This is a genomic window from Nonomuraea wenchangensis, assembly GCF_900111685.1.
Classification (GTDB): domain Bacteria; phylum Actinomycetota; class Actinomycetes; order Streptosporangiales; family Streptosporangiaceae; genus Nonomuraea; species Nonomuraea wenchangensis.
Window position 1 is genome coordinate 42,005 of record NZ_FOHX01000018.1, and the last position, 17,466, is coordinate 59,470.

A 17,466-nucleotide genomic window follows, 5' to 3' on the forward strand; every position below is an offset into this window, starting at 1 on the left:
TGATGGGCCGCTTCGTCTATTCGATGAACGTGTCCCTCGACCTGCGGATCGAGCAGGTCCCCGGGGACAACGGCGCCGGCGAGTGGCTGCGCCTCGGCGAGGAGCTGCACCGCGAGGCCAACGCGCGGACGCGGGCACTCGCGCTCATGGTCCATGGCCGGGTCTACTACGAGACGATGGAGGAATACTGGCCACGGGCGCCCGAGGACGCGTCGCTGCCGGACTACATGCGCGAGTACGGCGAGATCTGGACCGCCAAGCCCAAGATCCTCGTCTCCCGCACCCGCCGCGGCGCCGCCCACAACACCCGGATCATCGGCGGCGACGACGCGATCGAGCGGCTCGCCGCCCTGCGGGCCGGGACCGACGGCGACATCAGCGTGGGCGGCGCGACGCTCGCCACCCAACTCCTCCGGGCGGGGCTGCTCGACGAGCTGCTGCTCTGGACCCACCCGTCGATCCTCGGCTTCGGCCGGCCGCTGTTCGACGACTACGACCTCCCGATCGAGCTCGACCTCATCGAGCACCGATCGTTCGAACGCGACGTCACGATGCGTCGTTACGCCATCCAGGACACGAAGGAGACGGGCACGTGCTGAAGCAGGTCGCGGAGGGCGTGCTGGTCCACCAGAGCGCGTTGCTCCAGAACAACACCGTCGTCGTGCAGGGCCCGAGCGGCGTGCTGCTCATCGACCCCGGGATCACGGGCGCCGAGCTGGCCGACCTCGCGGACGGCCTTCGCCGGCTGGGCCGGCCCGTCGTGGCGGGCTTCGCGACGCATCCCGACTGGGATCACGCGCTCTGGCACGCCGAGCTCGGCGAGGCGCCCCGTTACGGCACCGCCCGCTGCGCGGCCGACCTGCGCGAGCTGCGCTCGGACGCGGACTGGAAGGCCCGCCTCGCCGAGGCGCTGCCGCCGGAGATCGCCGACGAGACGCCGCTGGAGCTGTTCGGGCTGATCACGGGTCTGCCCGCCGGAGCCACGCGGGTCCCCTGGGACGGTCCCGAGGTCCGGATCATCGAGCACCAGGCCCACGCCCACGGCCATGCGGCGCTGCTCGTCGAGGAGAGCGGGGTTCTCGTCGCCGGCGACATGCTCTCCGACGTCCTGGTCCCGATGCTCGACCTGGACGCCGCGGACCCGATCGGGGACTACCTCGCGGCGCTGGAGCTGTTCGACGGCGTGGCGGGCGACGTCGAGGTCTTCGTCCCGGGTCACGGGTCCGCCGGCGACGCTGAACGGCTGCGCGCGCAGATCGACCTCGATCGGGCGTACGTGCAGGCCCTGCGTGACGACCTGCCGGTCAGCGACCCGCGGATCGGGCCGACGGCCAAGCCGGGCTGGGAGTGGGTGAGCGATGTGCACGACGGGCAGGCGCAGGGCCTCGCCCGGAGAGGCGAGCGCGACGGGGCGCCCCGCTGACGTTCGCGTCGGCCGGGAGGGTCGCCCGCGTCTCGCGCGAGAGGCGCGGGCGACCCGTGGTTCAGCCGACGGCCGGGCCCGGGATCGGGCTGTAGCCGCCGAACTTGTGCGGCGGCAGGACGGAGGGATTGGGCTCCAGGTTCAGGCCCAGGGCGCCGCTGCCGAGGCGGGCCAGCAGGAAGCCGGTGCCCGGGACGCTGGGGCCGGTGCCGAACGCCGCCGGGTTGCCGGTGACGGTCCCGTCGATGCGCTCGAAGCCGCGGTAGGCCGCGTCAGGAGCGGTCGTCTTGTTGACGTACAGGGCGTTGTCGGTGCCCCTGACGTAGAGGGCGGTGACGTTCGCCTGGTAGCTCAGGGCGAGGTCGCTGGTGGCGCTGCCGCCGAGGGACTTCCAGGTGTAGGGCAGGGTGAACAGGTTGAGCGTCCAGACGGCGTTGTCCGCACCGCGGGCGGCGATGAAGCCGCCGCCGAAGATGCCGTCCTCGGCCACGGCGATGTTGCTGGTGACCTGGAGGTCGCCGAGCGGCTCGAAGGGGGTGACGCCGCTCGCGGCCACCCTGCTCACGTAGACGCGGCGGTCGGCGCCGCGGACGAACACCCGGACGGTGTCGTTCGGGAAGGCGAAGGTGCGGGTCGCGGTGATGTCGCTGGTGGCGAAGCCGCCGAGGCTGCTCCAGCCGCTCCAGGCGCCGCCGGTGAGCTGGTTGGTCCAGACGGCGCCGTCGGTGCCGCGGGCGAAGATCCGCAGGCTGCCCGCCGGCGCGAGGTTGGGGACGAGCGCCTCGACGTCGCCGGTGACGGTCAGGCCGGGCACGTGCGCGTAGCCGGTGACGGCGCCGGAGGGGGTGATCGTGTTGGTGTACACCTGGTCGTCGGTGCCCCGTACGAAGAAGTGGGTGCCCACGGCGTTCACCACCACCGACGGGTCGCCGACGATCACCCCGCCGAGCGACTGGAAGGGCCCGAAGGAGGAGCCGGAGCGGGCGCTGTAGAGCAGCGAGCCGTCGGCGCCGCGGGCGGCGACGCCGGTCGCGGCGGGCTGTGCGGTGCGGTCGTAGGCGACGGCGGGAGTGCCGAGGTCGGGCAGGTCGGCGGCGTACGGCGGCGGCGCGGCCGTCGCGGCGGCGCCGGCGGGTCCGGGCGTCAGGACGCCCGCGGCCACGGCCAGGATCAGGCCCGCGGTCAGGGTCTTGCGTAACCAGTGTGGCTGGACCATCGAAGTCCCTTCCGTTGGAGAGGTGACCTTGATTCGTCCGGCGGACGCGGGTGGATCACCGGCGGCGCGAGAAAGATCGCGCAAGCGCTCCTACAGGTAGGGCGGGCCTCACTGCCGACAAGGGGGTGTGCGGCAATGCGGAGACGCACGGCGGCGTGGAGCCTGGACCGTAGCTGTGGTCGTTCCCGGGGAGGTCCCGTGTCCCTCGTTCTCGCCGCGTTGCGCCGGGCGGCCCAGTGGCATCGGCCGCTCATGCTGATGGTCGCCTCGATGCTGCTCCTGCTGGTCGTCTCGGCGGCCGGGCTCGCGCTCGACGGCCGGATGCCGTTCGGCAACCCCGTCTGGCTCAAGCTGCTCAAGCTCGCGGTGTCGCTGGCCGTCTACGGGACGACCCTCGCCTGGATGCTGTCCCTGCCCACCGGGTCGGGCGGTGGACCTCCGGGCCGGCCACCGTCCCCGCCGTCACCGGGTCCGCCGCCACCGCCGTCGTCCCGGCCGGCCTCTCGGCCGGTGACAGGACACAGGCCGGCTCCGGCGGGGGTGCGAGCAGGCGGGGCGGCCGCCGGGCGGTCCCGAGGCTGCAGGCGGCGACGGGCCTTTTCCTCGAAGTGCTCATCACATCGCCGCGACCGCTGCTTTGATCATCCTCAGCGGGAACTCTGAAACGCCCAACGGATAAAGACGGTCGTGACAACCACCTCAGAACGGGAGCTTGTCGTGACGGATCCTCCGCCTCCCGACGACCACCGGCCATCGGTACGCGGCCAGGCCGGGTTGGCGGATCGCCAGGACGACTCCGCCATCATCAGAGAATCGCTGCGCACGCCGGAGTGCTTCGCGGCGCTCTTCGACCGGCACGCCACCGCCCTGCACCGCTACGCCGTGCGGCGCCTCGGGCCCGACCACGCCGAGGACGTGGTGGCCGAGGCGTTCACCAGGGCCTTCGAGACGCGCCACCGGTACGAGTTCGGCCGCGCGGAGGCGTTGCCCTGGCTGTACGGCATCATCACGAACGTCATCGGCCTGCACCGCCGGGCCGAGGTGCGCGGCTACCGGGCCATGGCCCGTACGGGTGAGGACCCCGTGGTCGCGGCGTTCGACGAGCGCGTGGCCGCCCGGGTGTCCGCATCGGCCACCCGGCAGCGCCTGGCCGCCGCGCTGGCGAGACTCGGCCGCGGTGAGCGGGACGTGCTGCTGCTGATCGCCTGGGGCGATCTCACGTACGAGGAGACGGCCCAGGCGTTGCGGGTGCCCATCGGCACGGTCCGCTCGCGCCTGTCACGCGCCCGCCGCAAGGTCGCGCACGCCCTGGGCGGCGCCAATCCCGTGGAGACGAGAGAAGAAGACCATGAACGACCTTGAGCTGATCAGGCGACTGCGCTCGGAGGTGGCGGAGACCGACCCGGACACCCTGACCGGTGCGCGGGGGCACCTGCTGGCCGTGATGGCCCGTAAGCCGGCTCCTCGGCGCTCCCGGCGACCGCTGACCATGCGGATCACGGGCCTTGCCGCCGCGGCCGCGGTCGCGGCCACAGCCGTCGTGATCGTCACCGGTCAGGCCGCCACGCCCGTCAAGCCACCGGCCTCCGCTGGTGACGTCCTGCCCCTGACCTCCGCCAGGAACATCCTGCTCGTGGCCGCGGCCAGCGCCGAGCGCACGCCGCAGGGCTCCGGAACCTACTGGTACATAAAACGGGAGAGCGAGGACGGCCGGCACGTCTGGGGGGAGAGCTGGACCACGCGCGACGGGCAGCGGTGGAGCAGAGGGGAGCCGGGCAACGGGCCCGGCGTGGTGAAGGAGCCCTCGGGCACGTTCTGGCTCGGACCCGCCGACAGCGGCGCCGAGGTCTCCATGGAGGATCTCGAGGCGTTGCCGACCGACCCCGAGGCGCTGAGGCAGAAGGTCACCTCGATGCAGAAGGGCGATCCCGCCGACGAGCTCGACGTCGCCGTCCTGCCGCTGACCTCGCTGATCGCGGAGCTCCCCGCGCCAGCGGAGGTGCGATCGGCGGCGTTCCGTGCGCTCGCCGAGCTGCCGGGCGTGCAGCGGATGGGCGCGGTCGGCGGCGGCGAGGAGCTGCTGATCCAAAGCGGGAAGCATGAGAGGAGGCTGGTCGTCGATCCTGAGACGTCCCAGGTGATCCGTACCAGTTGGCTCCCCACCGCCACGGGAGGGTCGATGGGTACGAACCGCGGGTTGTTCATCAAGCTGACCACAGGGTGGACGGACGAGCTTCCCCGGTAGGGTCCGCGCCCGTTATCCCGCTCGCCGCAGCAGCAGCGCCCCGGCGGTCATCGCCGCCGCCGCGGCGACGGCGGCCACGGCGGCGAGCAGGGCGGTGGCCGGGAATCCGAGGGCGCTGGAGAGGGCGCCGAAGGCGAACGGCGCGACGGTGGCGCCCGCGTACACGCCGATCTGCACGGTGTGCCCGGCGTCCTCGGTCCGGCCGGGCACCAGGCGCAGCGTGGTGGCGAGCAGGAGCCCGGTCCAGCCCCAGCCCGCGGAGAAGGCCAGGATCGCACCGAGGACGAACGTCGTCGCCGTCCCGATCGCGATCAGTGCCAGCCCGAGCCCGCCGGTGAGCATCATCGCGACGATCACCGCCGCATTGCGCCGAGGAGCCCGGTCGGTGAGCGCCCCGGCGATGATCCGTACGGCGATGGCGAACAGGGCGCTGAGCGACAGCAGGTTGCCCGTGACGGTGGTGCCCAGGCCGGTGTGGGTGCCCAGTTCGACGAAGTACGTGGCCACCGCGTTGTTGCCGGTCGCGGAGAGCGCGGCGGCCAGCGCCCAGAGCACCAGGACCCGCCCGACCGTCCGTCGCTCGCCCCTGGCCTCCTTCGGCCTGACGGGCAGCGGGCCGCCGGGCGCCCGGGCCAGTGGGGCGAGCGCGGCCGGGACGAGCGCGGCGACACCCGCGACGAGCAGGGCGGTCCGCCAGCCGTACGCCGGGAGGACCAAGGCGACGAGCAGGCCGGGAACGAGGGCGGCCGCCCCCAGCGCCGCGCCGATCATGCCCGCGGCCAGCGAACGCCGGTGTTCCGGGACGCGCGCCGCGATCAGCCGGCTCGCCACCGGCTGGACGAGCGCGTTGCTCAACCCGCCCACCAGCAGTGCCGCCGTCAGCAGCCCCGGCCCGGTCGCCCGCGACGCCACCAGCATGACGGCCGACGCGACCAGCGCCGCGACGGCGAGGACCGTGGGGACCGGCAACCGCGCCGCCAACCGTTTGGCGACGGGCGAGCCGAAGGCGGTGGCGGCGTAGAACAGGCTCATCGCCAGCCCGACGGCGCTGCGGGAGAGGTGCAGGTCCGCTCCCATCGTCGGGGCCAGCGCCCCGACGGTGAAGCCGGGCATGCCTGCCACGGTCGCGGTCAGCGCGGTCGCGACGATTCCCGGCCAGTACCGTACGGGCGAGCGGGTGGGCAGGCCGCGAGTGATGGTCGTGATCATGGATGATCTCGGGGCCGGTCAGACGTCCAGGGGACGCCAGGCGGGGCCGGCGCCGTCCTGGCGGACCTGCCCGAAGACCGCGTCGGCGAAGTGGATGCCGAAGCCGATCGTGCCGGGCTCTTCGAGCTCGGCGACGAGCCGCCGGCGATGCTCGGCGGACCGGGCGGGGTCGTGGTCGTAGAGGCAGGACCATTCGGGGTGGTCGACCTGGATCGGTGAATGGAGGGCGTCGCCGAAGGCGATCAGGCGGGTTCCGCCGCCGGTGATGACGTACTGCGTGTGCCCGGCCGTGTGGCCGCCGGTGACCTGGACCCGCACGCCGGGGAAGATCTCCTGCTCGTCCGTCACCGTACGCACGCGCGGCGTCAGCGCGGTGGCCTCCTCCTCGGTGACGCCCTGCGCGGACAGGTCGCGTCCGGCCCATTCCGGTTCGGCCACCAGATACTCGGCCCGGGTGAACACCGGCTGGTCGCCGCCCGGGGCGGGATGCCAGGCCCAGCCGAGGTGATCGATGTGCAGGTGGGTGAAGGCCACCGCCTCGATCTCCTCCGGCCTGCGGCCGAGCGCGGCCAGGCCGTCCAGCAGCGCGCCACCGTGAACGGCGCCGTTCGGGCTGCCCGGCTCGGCGGGCAGCGACACCGGGCCCCACCCCGCGTCGATCAGCAGGGCGCGGTCGCCGTTCTCCACCAGGAGACCGCCGATGCTCGCCACGAGGTGGCCGGAGTCGTCCAGGTACTGCGGGTGGGCGGCCCAGATCTCGTCGGTGGTGTCCGGCAGCCAGCTGCGGGGTCTGCCCTGGATGGCCCCGTCCGGGACGAAGGACACCTTCGTCTCGCCCAGCCGTACCGAGCGGATCCGCGCCGGCCGCCGCAGCCGCTCGTCCTGGTGAACCATGGTCGCCTTCCCTTCTTCGTGGTTCGGGTCGTCGACCCACCGTAAGATTCAAGCTTGAAATGGTCAAGCTAGAAATATTCTCGCTTGATGTACTTGCTAGGATGGGCGCATGAGCACGTCCCCGTCCTCGGAACCGCAGGCCGTCGCCGAGCGCGAGCTGTGCGGCCTGGTGAACGGACTGGCCCAGCAGATCGCCGTTCACGTCCGCGAACGTGCGGTCACCCTGGGCCTCACCTCGGCCCAGGCGACCGCGCTGCGGGAGCTCACCGGACCTATGACCATGCGGGAGCTCGCCGAACGCATGAGCTGCGAGCCCTCCAACGCCACCTTCATCGTCGACAAACTCGAGAAACAGGGCTTGATCGAGCGCCGCGCGCACCCCACCGACCGTCGCGCCAAGCAACTCGTCCTCACCCCGGAGGGCGACGCCCTCCGCGAACGGCTCCTCGAACTCCTCGTCCAGGACTCACCGCTGGCCGGCCTCACCGCCGAGCAGCAGCGCACCCTTCAGGACCTGCTCGAACAGGCCATCATCCGTTCTTGAGCCGACTGAGCACCCGATGGAGCCGGCTCCCGTCAGCGATGCCCCTAGATGATTTCGAGGTTGGCCATCATGGCCATGTCCTCGTGTTCGGCGTTGTGGCAGTGGAAGAGGTAGCGGCCGCGGTAGCCGTCGAAGCGGGTGATGATTTCGGCCGCCTCGCCGGGCCGTAGGGAGATGGTGTCCTTGAGGCCGGCGTCGTGCGGCAGCGGGGGGCGGCCGCTGCGCGAGAGCACCTGGAAGCCGACCAGGTGCAGATGGATGGGATGGTGGACGTCGGCGATCAGCCGCCACACCTCGACGTCGCCGAGGCGGGTGGTGACGTCGGAGCGGGCGGGGTCGAACGGGAGCCCGCCGATCAGCCAGCCGTGGCCGCCGTGCAGTCGCCCGGCGCGGAAGGAGAAGTCGCGCACGCGGACGGCGTCCGTCCGCCGCCAGGCCGGCAGATCGGTGGCGAGCGTGCGGGGGATGGTGCTGTCGTCGGCGGCGCGGCGTGCGACGCGGAAGGCCATCACTTCCCTGGTACGGCCCGAGCCGAGCCGGTTGAGGAGTCTGACGCGGCTGCCGATCGGGACATCGGAGAAGTCGATGATCACGTCGTAGCGTTCGGCGGGCGCGATCGGCAGCAGCCGGTGGGTGACCGGCGTGGCGAGAAGCCCCTGGTCGGCGCCGATCTGGACGAGATCGAGCCGGCGTCCGTCGTCGGTGACCGCTTCGAGCTCGTAGTGCCGGGCGTTGGAGGCGTTGAGGATGCGCAGCCGGTAGCGGGCCGCGTCGGCCTCATGCACGGGCCAGGGGGCGCCGTTGACCAGGATCACGTCACCGAGGACCCCGCCCAGGTAGGGTTCGTGCACGCCCGGCCGCTCCCGCAGGGTGGGGTCGAGGGAGGGGTAGGCGAGGCTGCCGTCGGCGGCGAACGCCCGGTCGGCGATCATGAGAGGCAGTTCGCGCGGCCCGGCGGGCAGGCCGAGTGCGGCCTCGGCGTCGTCACGGACGATGTGCAGCCCGGCCAGGCCCCGCCAGATGGCGGGGGCCGTGAAGTCCATGCGGTGGTCGTGGTACCACAGCAGCGTCGCCCGCTGGTCCAGCGGGAAGGTGTAGTCCCGCGTCAACCTGGTCACCACGGCCCGCGGATCGTGCATGACGTGTGGCGCGCCGTGCCCGGAGCCGTGTCCGGGCCGGCTGGGGGCGTCGGGCCAGCCTGCGGGCAGGACGAGGTCGGTCGGGTAGCCGTCGGAGGCCGCCGGGGTCCGTCCGCCGTGCAGGTGCACCACGGTCGGCACGGGCAGCTCGTTGCGGTGCGTCACGGTGACCGCACGGCCACGGCGCGACTCGATCGTCGGCCCGGGGAAGGAGCCCTCGTACGTCCACAGCGGCGTCGTGACGCCGGGCAGCAGTTCCGCTCTCGCCTCGCGCTGGGTGATCCGGTAGTGGTCGCCTCCGCCTGAGGTGCTGACCGGCTTCAGCACGGCGGGGATCGGCAGCGGTGTCTGGAAGGGCGGCGGCAGTGTCACGGCGCTGCGCAGCTCGGCGCCCGTGATCGGCGGCCGGCGGGCCAGCGCGGCCGAGGCCGACAGCCCACTCGCCGCCGTCAGCCCGAGCGCCCCGCCGATGCCCAGCATCCGCCGCCTGGTCACGCCACGGCCCTCAGGCATTCTCGGCCCCCTTACGCCGCGGCAGAGGCCGCCGCCAGACATCGATGAACTGCACGACGAGCGCGGCGACGGTCATCACGCCCAGCGGGACGTGCAGCCACAGCGCGCCTTCCAAGCCCGCGAAGTACTGCACCGTCTCGGCCGCCACCACCGCCGTCGTCGTCGCGAACGGCCAGGCTCGGCGCAGCCGTACCCACACCGCGATCCCGGCGAAAAGCTGCAGGTAGCCGATGGAGGTGACCACGTCGGCGCCGACCGCGTGCCAGCGAAGGCCGTCGAAGTCGCCGCTCAGATACACCCCGGCCAACACCGGCTGGCCGGTGATGGCCGCCACGTGCGCGCTGACAAGAGCCCGGAAAGCCCACCCGACCATACGAATCCTCACGGTGATCCCCCAATGCGAACACCGGCGACCTTATGACGGATGAGCTATCTTGGCTAAGATCAATATTGCTATGAGGTTATGCTCAGGGAGGCATGATGGAGCTGAACTCGCTCAGGCAGTTCCTGGTGGTGGCGCGGCTGGAGCACCTCAGCCGGGCAGCCGACGAGCTTCACATCGCCCAGCCGTCGCTGAGCCGTACCATCGCCCGGCTGGAGAGCGAACTGGGCACACCGCTGTTCGACCGGAGCGGCCGGCTCCGGCTGAACGACGCGGGCAAGCTTTTTCGCGATCACGTCGAACGTTCCCTCGGCGAACTCGAGGCCGGACGACGGGCCGTAGCCGAGGCCACCAGCGATGGCCTGGGCACCGTGAGGCTGGCGTCGGAGACCTTCCTCACCCTCACCGGACCACTGGCGGCTTACAAGCGAGCCCACCCCTCGATCGAGATCGAGCTCCACTGGTCACCGGCCGAGGACATGGCCCGCCACCTGCGGGCGCAGGAGGTCGACCTGTGCATCGCCTCCCAGCCGATCCATGCCGAGGGCCTGGAGTCGGTGAAGCTGTTCGACGACGCAGTGGGGTTGGCCACGCCACTCGACCATCCACTGGCGGGCCGTGCCTCCGTGAGCATCGACGAGCTCGCCGACCAGCCCTTCATCACCGCCCGCAAGGGGCACTGGCAACGCCGGCTCCTCGATCGGCTCTTCGCCGCGAGAGACCTCGTGCCGCGGATCGTCTGCGAGAGCGACGAGCCCGCCGCGATCGCGGAGCTCATCAGCGCGGGACTCGGCATAGGTCTCGTGCCCGCCTTCGCCCTCCGCAGCGCCACGCGGACCACCGCCGCCTGGATCTCCATCGACAGCCCCGACTGCCGTCGTACCGTCGCTCTGTACTGGGGCGCCGACAGCCACCTGTCCGCTGCCGCCCGCCTGATGCGCACCACGATCACCGACTGGCCCTGGACCACCGGCGTTTCCAAAGGTTTCCTTGACATCTGATGGTGCTCGATCCAGAATCCAAGCATGTCTTTGGAATCTTGGAGGAAGCGGCCACGACGGGTGCTCGACGACCCGGCCGCCATGCGGGCCTTCGCCCACCCCGTCCGCCTGGCCCTGCACGAGCTGCTGATGCGGGCCGGCGCCACGACCGCCGCGGACGCCGCCCGCGAGGTCGGCATCAGCCAGGCCCTGGCCTCCTACCACCTGCGGCAACTCGCCAAGTACGGCTTCGTGGAGCAGGCCGAGGCGCGCGACGAACGGGAACGGCCATGGAAGGCGACGTCGCTGACCCAGGAGTGGTCCGACCCCGAATCGAGCCCCGAGGCCTCGGCCGCCCGCGGCCTGCTGGAACAGGTCATCGCCGAACGGGCGCTGTCCCGGCTGGCCGAGTGGCAGGAGCGCCGTACGGACGAGCCGGACGAGTGGCGCAACGCCGGCGGGATCGGCAGCTCCTACCTCTACGTCACGCCCGACGAGCTGGCCTCGTTCGACGCCGCGTTCAACCGGCTCCTGGAGCCGCTGATGGCGCGGATCGCCGACCCGTCCGAGCGGCCGGAGGGGGCCCGGCCCGTCGTGCTGACCACCCTCCTGGTCCCGCTCCCGGCCACCTGCACCGGTGACTGACGCCAGGGGCGGCACCTTAGCGGGCGGGATCCGGGGCCTGTTAGGGAAGAACCGCGACTACCGGCGGCTGCTCACGGCCGGGCTGATCTCGCAGACCGGTGACTGGGTCATCGGCACCGGCCTGACCTACCACGTCTACGTCCTCACCGGGTCCACCCTGTCCAGCGCCACCATGCTGCTCGCGGGCCGGCTGCCGGACGTCCTGCTCGGCTCGCTGGCCGGCGTGCTCGCCGACCGCTGGGACCGCCGCAAGCTGCTGGTGATCACGGACGTGCTGCTCGGCCTGGGGCTGCTCCCTCTCCTGGCGGTACGCGAACCGGGCCAGGTGTGGATCGTCTACGCCGTCGCGCTGTGGACGGGCGTGCTCAGCACAGTCCTGTCCCCCGCACAGAAGGCCCTCGTCCCGCAGATCGTGGCCCCCTCGCAGCTCGTCAGGGCCAACGCGCTGCACGGGCAGAGCGGCCAGGCCGCCAGGCTGCTGGGAGCGCTGGCCGGCGGGGTCGCGGTCGGCACGGGCGGACTGGCCGCCGTCGTCTGGATCGGCATGGCCGGGTTCCTGATCTCCGCGCTCCTGCTGGCCCGCCTGCGGACGCCCGCCCGGCGTGCCACAGCCGGGACGACCATGGGCGGGCAGTGGGTCGCCGGGCTGCGGCTGGCCGGGCATGACCGCGGCGTGCGCCTGCTGGTGACGTACATGGTGATCACAGGGCTGGGCGAGGGCATCTTCGCGACGCTCGCGGCGCCGTTCGTGGCGGACGTGCTCGGCGGAGAAGGAGACGCGTACGGGCTGTTCCTGTCCGCGCAGGCGGTCGGCGGGATCGCCGGCGGTCTGGCGGTCGCCGCCCGCCCGGGGTTCGCCACGCCGCGAGCGCTGTTCGGATGGGGAACGGTCATCTTCGGCCTGGCCGACCTGGCGCTGTTCACCTACCCGCTCCTGACCCCTGAGCTGTGGCCGGCCATGGCGCTGATCGCCCTGGCCGGGCTGCCGGCCGCGGCGGCGATGGCGGGCCTGACCACCTTCGCCCAGACGGCCACCGGCGAGGACCGGCTGGGCGCGGTCTTCGGGCTCCTCGTCAGCGCCCAGGCCGCCACGTCGCTGCTCGGGATGGTGTCGGCGGGCGTGCTCGGCGAACGGTTCGGCATCGTCCCGACGCTCTGCCTGCACGCCGCCGGACTGATCACGGCGGGCCTGCTCGTCGTGGTGACATCACGGGGCGGTTCGCGAGCTGAAACCGCCTGAATGTTCGCCCCCGGAAAGGGGATCGTGGAAGCGAAGAATTACCTAAGATGAGCTCTCCCGACCGGGAGGGAACATGCGTGACCGGCTTCTGGCCGCTCTTCGCGAGCGCCTGCACGAGTTGTCCACCACCGGCGGTCCGATGCTCGATCCCGAGAGGGACCGGCTGGCGGAGGCACTCTGGCGGACGGTGGAGCCCGGCGTCGTGGACCTCGAGGTCAGCATGGCCGTCGGGTGGCATCAGTGGCATCGACATCACGCTTCACAGGACGAGAACGACCTCAGGGATGCTGTCCATATTCTCGGGCGATGTCTGTTCTTTGTGGATGCGGCGGAGTTTCCCGAAGACTTACTGCCTGATATCGCGGACATCGCCGCGGGGATCGGCAACGGGCTGCTGGCTCAGGCGGCGTCGTCCGGAGACCTGACGCTGGTCGAAGTCGTCGTCGATGGATGGCGGAGAGTGCTGACCGCCACCCCGCCGGAACATCCGCAGTGGCCTCTGCGAGCGGTGCAACTCGGCACATCGCTCCATTTCCAGTACGAACTCACCGCGGCGACGGAGCCTCTCGAAGAATCCATCACCCACTTTCGCGCGGCGGTCGCGTCCTTGCCCGGCAACGATGCGATCAGGTCACCTCTGCTCTCCAACTTCGCGATCGCGCTCAGGGAGCGAGCCGAAAGATCCCCCAGCGTCGCCAACATCGGCGAAGCCCTCACCGTCGCACGCGAAGCAGCGGCCCGCCCGCACGCCGACAGGCATGCCCTGCCGACTGTGCTGTCCAACCTCGGCATGGTTCTGCAGCTCCGCGTCAACCATCAGTCGGACCTGTCCGTGCTGCCGGAGGCCGTCGCCGTCAGCCGGGCCGCGCTGCGTGAGGCGGACGCCGACCATCCCGCGCTGTACAACCTGCTCACGCACCTCGGAACGGCCCTCGTGCTCAGCCACAAGCACGGCGGCCCGCCCGAGGTGCTGGACGAGGCGGTGAGCGTTTCCCGCCAGGCGCTGCGGCTGACGCGACCGGACCACCCCGCTCACTCCACGCTCGCCCACAACCTCATCGACGCCCTCCTGGCGCGTGGCGATCTCGAAGAGGTCTTCAGCGTGGCGACAGACACGCTGTCCCGCACAGCCCCAGGGAGACCCCTCTACGACCAGACAGCGGCACGTTTCGTGCTCGCGCTCTCGCGGCTCCGGCCTGGGGACGCAGCCGCCCGGGCAGGACTCCAGCTCCTGCCCGTCGTCAAGGACGAGCGGTCACGCGAGACGATCATGGTCGTCGTGTCGGACGGTCTCATCGAGAAGGCCGCCCGCACCCGTGCGCCCGGCGACATCGAAGCCGCGGAGTCGGTTCTGCGGCAGTTCGCGGCAGGCGGGTCGTCGCACGCGAAACTGGTTTACCAGCTGGCTCTGTGCCTGTGGTTGCGATTCCGTGCCGACGGATCGCCGGAGGTCCTCGACGAGGCGATCGACCTGACCCGGCGGGCGGTCGATGCCGCACCCGACGAGGACATCCAGGCCGTCATGCGCTCACAGCTCGGCATCATGCTGGTCAGCCGCTTCGACACACGTGGGACACTCGCGGACCTGGACGAGGCGGTCCAGGCCCACCGCGACGCCGTCGCCGGGATGTCGCCTGATCACCCGCACTACTTCGAGAGACAGTGGTCGCTCGGTCAAGCGCTCCAGGCGAGATTCGAGCGGCTGGGCTCGAAGAGTGACCTCAACGCGTCCATCGACGTGGCCAGACACACACTGTCCGGAACGATCCAGGACGCGGGCGTCAGGGCGAGCGTTCTGTCCTCCCTCGGCCAAATGCTGCGTCAACGTCATTCGGAGGAGAAGACGCAGGCCGATCTCGACGAGGCGATCGCCGTAAGCCGTCAGGCGGTCCTGGCCGGCGCATCCGGTCAGGAGCAGAAGGCGACGTTCCTCAGCAACCTGGGACTGGCCCTCGCCGAGCGAGCTCAGCTCGCCGGGTCGTCCGCCGATGCCGACGAGGCGGTGGACGCGCTGCGGCAGTCGGTCCGGCTGACCGCCGTCGACGGCCTCTACTACGCGGCGCACCTGTTCAACCTCGCGTTCGTCCTGCACGTCCGGTGGAGAGTGTCGGGCACGCTCGCCGACCTGAGCGAGGCCATCGCGACGGGCCGGCTCGGGGTGGAGCACTCAAGCCCCGACCAGCCGCTTCGTGGGGTCTGGCTGGGAGACCTGGGCGTACATCTCCTCGATCGGCATCTCGCCACCGAATCTCCGGACGATCTGGACGCCGCCGTCAGGGCGTTCACCGAAGCCGCCCGCACCGAGGCCGCCAGTGTCAGCCACAGGCTCAGAGCCGCCGTCAACGGAGGCGGGGCTCTCCTCGACAAGGATCCCGGCCGCGCGTTCGAGCTGCTCGCACTGGCCGTGGAACTTCTGCCGAAACTGCCCAGTCGCCGGCTGTCACGCGGCGAACAGCAAGAAGCGCTCGTCAGCTCGGCAGGGCTGGCGTCCACAGTCGCCGCGCTCGCGCTGGACCAGGGCCACGACGCGTTCCGGGCGCTCCAGCTGCTCGAACAGGGTCGTGCCGTACTGCACAGTCAGCTGATCGACACCCGTACGGACCTGACCGACCTGCGGGAGCGGCACCCCGAGATCGCCGCGCAGTTCGAGAGCCTGCGCCTGCTTCTCGACGGGGCGACCGGGGAGGACCGGCACCGGCGGGCCGCGGAGTTCGAGGCGTGTCTCGACCGCGTCCACCGGCTCAAGGGCTTTGAACGTTTCCTCCTCCTGCCGGACCTGGACCAACTGACCGGCGAGGCCGCGGACGGACCGGTGGTGGTCTTCAACACGCACCGCACGCGCTGCGACGCGCTGATCGTGCGCCCGTCGGGCCTCACCGAGCTGCGCCTGCACGGTCTCGACCAGCAGACCCTGGTGGCCAAGGTGGGCGAGTTCCACAGTGCCGCGCGCATGAGCGGGTTCGAGACGCTCGACCAGCGCCGGCAGGCCCGCGAACAGCTGAACGGCGTCCTGGAGTGGCTCTGGGACACCTGCATGGAGCCCGTCCTCCGCGAACTCGGGTTCAATGACACGCCGCAGGACGATCAGCCCTGGCCTCGGGCCTGGTGGGCGCCGGGAGGACTGCTCAACCTGCTCCCCATCCACGCGGCCGGCCATCACGCGGAACGAAAAGGCCGCACCGTCATGGACCGGGTGGTGTCCTCCTACACTCCGACGATTCGGGCCCTGCGCTACGCCCGCCAGCGCAGAAGGACACCGGACACCCTCGCGTCCCTGGTGGTCGGCATGCCGATCACCCCGCAAGCCCCGCCGCTGCCCTTCAGCGAGGAGGAGGCGCAGTCGGTCGGCTCCCTGCTGGAAGGCTCCCTCGTCAGCGAGGACGGCTCGGCCACCACCGCGTGGGCACTACGGCATCTTGGCCGTTTCCCCCTCGTCCATCTGGCCTGTCACGGCGTCAGCGACCCCGCCGATCCCGCGGAGAGCAGGCTCCTGCTCTCCGACCACGTCAACGACCCGCTGACGGTGGCGAGGCTGATCGACCAACGGCTGGGGGACGGGCAGCTGGCCTACCTGTCCGCCTGCCTCACCGCCTTCAGCCTCACCCCGCTCATGGACGAGTCGATCCATCTGGCCGCCGCGTTCCAGCTCGCCGGATTCCCTCACGTGGTGGGCACGCTGTGGCCCATCGGCGACCGCATCTCCGTGGAGGTGGCCAGGAGCTTCTACTCGGCGCTGATGCTGGAGGACGGACGGCTCGATCTCGGCAGAGCCGCGTACGCGCTCCATCGCGTGACCCGCGAGCTGCGGGACCGCTTCCCGAACAACTGCAAGCTGTGGGGGCCCTACCTCCACATGGGAGCTTGAGAACTTTGACCTACCGGGCCCCTTGAGGGAGATTCGGCCAGTTGCCGCCGCGCGCCCGTACGTCCGCGGCCACCTCCCGCACCGACCGGCCATCGGTGTCGATGCGCAGATCACCTGCCCCCGCGCGGTCGAGCGCCTCGGCCTCGCGTGCCGCGCGCTCGGCGGCCCGTTTCAGGGCTTCCGGGCCCAGCCCTCTCAGCCCGTCACCGGGTATGGCCGGCCCGCCTCCCCGGCCGCGGAGCGCGACGCGCTCGGCCAGCGTCGCTGGACCGGCATGCAGGCGGCAGACGGTCACGGCCGTTCCCGGCAGCGACTCGGCATGGTCCTGGAGTGCGTCGTCGGAGTCGGCTTCCCCGGAGACGACCAGGCACTGCGCGCCCACCGCGCGATATCCGGCCCAGACGGCCGCGAGGTTGCGCGCCTTGAGCCGACGGCTGTCCGCGGGATCCAAGGCACCGATCTGCTTCATGTCGACGTAGGCGGCCCGCACGCCGGTCCGGTGGACCTGCGAGAAGATCTCGTAGCCGACCGTGGACTTGCCGACCGCCGTCGCACCGCGCAGCCACAGCACGGGTACGGGCGGCGCGGCATCCGCTTGAGGTGCCGGCGGGCGGCGCGGCAGGTCTCGGGGGAGCGCCGGGGCGGTGAGGGCGCCCGGCCATCCACCGGCCCGCTCACGGACCAGCCGGGCCGCCTCGGGCACCGCGAGGCCGCCGGTGTCCACGCACACGTCGGCGTAGTCGCTCCGGTCCAGGGCGTCCGCCTCGGCGACCGCCTCCTCCACGAGTTCCGGACGCCAGCCTCGCCCCAGGAAACGTTCCTTGAGCTCGGCGCTGCCGACGCGCAGCCGGCACAACGTGAACGCGGCCTCGGGAAGAAGGGTCGTGTACTCACGAACCTCCTCGGAGGTGCCGACGAAGCCCGCGAGGACGAGACACCGCATGCCCTCCTGCCGGAAGTTCGCCCACATCGCGGCCAGGTTCCGCGCCCGGAGGCCATGGGTCACGTCCTGCGGCAAGGGGTGGCACAGGCTGATCTGGTCGGTGTCGACGAACGCCACCTTGACTCCGCTACGGCTCAGCTGCGTGAACACCTCCCAACCGACCGAGGACTTCCCGGCGGCCATGGGGCCTGACAACCACAGCAGAGGCAGACGAGGGTCGCTCATCCG

General features: G+C 71.5%; 16 protein-coding genes. 10 read left to right on the forward strand and 6 right to left on the reverse strand.

Translation table 11 applies throughout. From position 1 onward, the window contains the following. Positions 1 to 2 precede the first annotated feature (2 nt). Both BMW85_RS38380 and BMW85_RS38385 read left to right on the forward strand, forming a co-directional pair. Complete coding sequence (locus BMW85_RS38380) at positions 3 to 599, forward strand: dihydrofolate reductase family protein (protein WP_091091725.1); 597 nt, start codon at positions 3 to 5, stop codon at positions 597 to 599. Continuing rightward, positions 593 to 1,423 (forward strand): MBL fold metallo-hydrolase, encoded by an 831-nt coding sequence (locus BMW85_RS38385; RefSeq protein ID WP_091091727.1) that lies wholly within the window; start codon positions 593 to 595, stop codon positions 1,421 to 1,423. Before BMW85_RS38380 ends, BMW85_RS38385 begins: the two co-directional genes overlap by 7 nt. A 61-nt stretch (positions 1,424 to 1,484) precedes the next feature. On the opposite strand, the gene BMW85_RS38390 is transcribed toward BMW85_RS38385, so the two are convergent. Beyond that, the gene (locus BMW85_RS38390; RefSeq protein WP_091091729.1) at positions 1,485 to 2,639 is read right to left on the reverse strand and encodes a DUF8189 domain-containing protein; all 1,155 of its coding nucleotides are present in this window, start codon (positions 2,637 to 2,639) and stop codon (positions 1,485 to 1,487) included. Positions 2,640 to 2,837: 198 nt separating this feature from the next. Between BMW85_RS38390 and BMW85_RS50005 the strand changes: the two genes are divergently transcribed. Genes BMW85_RS50005 through BMW85_RS38400 form a run of 3 tightly spaced genes read left to right on the forward strand, consistent with a single transcriptional unit; the run spans position 2,838 to position 4,884 of the window. Further along, the gene (locus tag BMW85_RS50005) at positions 2,838 to 3,302 is read left to right on the forward strand and encodes a hypothetical protein (protein WP_177241098.1); all 465 of its coding nucleotides are present in this window, start codon (positions 2,838 to 2,840) and stop codon (positions 3,300 to 3,302) included. Between the two features lie 54 nt (positions 3,303 to 3,356). Next, positions 3,357 to 4,001 (forward strand): RNA polymerase sigma factor, encoded by a 645-nt coding sequence (locus tag BMW85_RS38395; RefSeq protein WP_245775307.1) that lies wholly within the window; start codon positions 3,357 to 3,359, stop codon positions 3,999 to 4,001. Then, complete coding sequence (locus BMW85_RS38400) at positions 3,988 to 4,884, forward strand: CU044_5270 family protein (RefSeq protein WP_091091731.1); 897 nt, start codon at positions 3,988 to 3,990, stop codon at positions 4,882 to 4,884. Before BMW85_RS38395 ends, BMW85_RS38400 begins: the two co-directional genes overlap by 14 nt. A 12-nt stretch (positions 4,885 to 4,896) precedes the next feature. Here the strand turns inward: BMW85_RS38400 and BMW85_RS38405 are convergent, their stop codons facing one another. Both BMW85_RS38405 and BMW85_RS38410 read right to left on the reverse strand, forming a co-directional pair. Then, positions 4,897 to 6,093, reverse strand: coding sequence for an MFS transporter (locus BMW85_RS38405; protein ID WP_091091734.1), 1,197 nt, complete (start codon positions 6,091 to 6,093; stop codon positions 4,897 to 4,899). 18 nt (positions 6,094 to 6,111) lie between these two features. After that, on the reverse strand, positions 6,112 to 6,987 hold the full coding sequence (locus BMW85_RS38410) for an MBL fold metallo-hydrolase (RefSeq protein ID WP_091091737.1): 876 nt from the start codon (positions 6,985 to 6,987) through the stop codon (positions 6,112 to 6,114). Between the two features lie 109 nt (positions 6,988 to 7,096). Here BMW85_RS38410 and BMW85_RS38415 point away from each other — a divergent pair, with 109 nt between their 5' ends. Next, positions 7,097 to 7,531: a MarR family winged helix-turn-helix transcriptional regulator gene (locus BMW85_RS38415; protein ID WP_091091739.1), complete on the forward strand. Its 435-nt coding sequence runs from the start codon at positions 7,097 to 7,099 to the stop codon at positions 7,529 to 7,531. Positions 7,532 to 7,575: 44 nt separating this feature from the next. On the opposite strand, the gene BMW85_RS38420 is transcribed toward BMW85_RS38415, so the two are convergent. After that, entirely contained in the window at positions 7,576 to 9,183 is a 1,608-nt protein-coding gene (locus BMW85_RS38420; protein WP_091091740.1) for a multicopper oxidase family protein, read from the reverse strand. After that, positions 9,176 to 9,517: a hypothetical protein gene (locus BMW85_RS38425; protein ID WP_218156118.1), complete on the reverse strand. Its 342-nt coding sequence runs from the start codon at positions 9,515 to 9,517 to the stop codon at positions 9,176 to 9,178. The genes BMW85_RS38420 and BMW85_RS38425 overlap by 8 nt, the downstream gene beginning before the upstream one ends. 143 nt (positions 9,518 to 9,660) lie before the next feature. On the opposite strand from BMW85_RS38425, the gene BMW85_RS38430 reads away from it, so the two are divergent. The 4 genes from BMW85_RS38430 (at position 9,661) to BMW85_RS38445 (ending at position 16,295) form a co-directional block, all read left to right on the forward strand. After that, positions 9,661 to 10,566, forward strand: a complete 906-nt coding sequence (locus BMW85_RS38430; protein WP_245775308.1) for a LysR family transcriptional regulator — start codon at positions 9,661 to 9,663, stop codon at positions 10,564 to 10,566. 24 nt (positions 10,567 to 10,590) lie between these two features. Further along, entirely contained in the window at positions 10,591 to 11,190 is a 600-nt protein-coding gene (locus BMW85_RS38435; RefSeq protein ID WP_091091745.1) for a helix-turn-helix domain-containing protein, read from the forward strand. Continuing rightward, entirely contained in the window at positions 11,183 to 12,430 is a 1,248-nt protein-coding gene (locus tag BMW85_RS38440) for an MFS transporter (protein ID WP_091091747.1), read from the forward strand. The genes BMW85_RS38435 and BMW85_RS38440 overlap by 8 nt, the downstream gene beginning before the upstream one ends. A 139-nt stretch (positions 12,431 to 12,569) precedes the next feature. Then, positions 12,570 to 16,295, forward strand: a complete 3,726-nt coding sequence (locus BMW85_RS38445) for a CHAT domain-containing protein (protein WP_143082548.1) — start codon at positions 12,570 to 12,572, stop codon at positions 16,293 to 16,295. Between the two features lie 10 nt (positions 16,296 to 16,305). Here BMW85_RS38445 and BMW85_RS38450 read toward each other — a convergent pair whose 3' ends face one another. Continuing rightward, the gene (locus tag BMW85_RS38450; protein WP_143082549.1) at positions 16,306 to 17,463 is read right to left on the reverse strand and encodes an adenylyl-sulfate kinase; all 1,158 of its coding nucleotides are present in this window, start codon (positions 17,461 to 17,463) and stop codon (positions 16,306 to 16,308) included. Positions 17,464 to 17,466 lie beyond the last annotated feature (3 nt).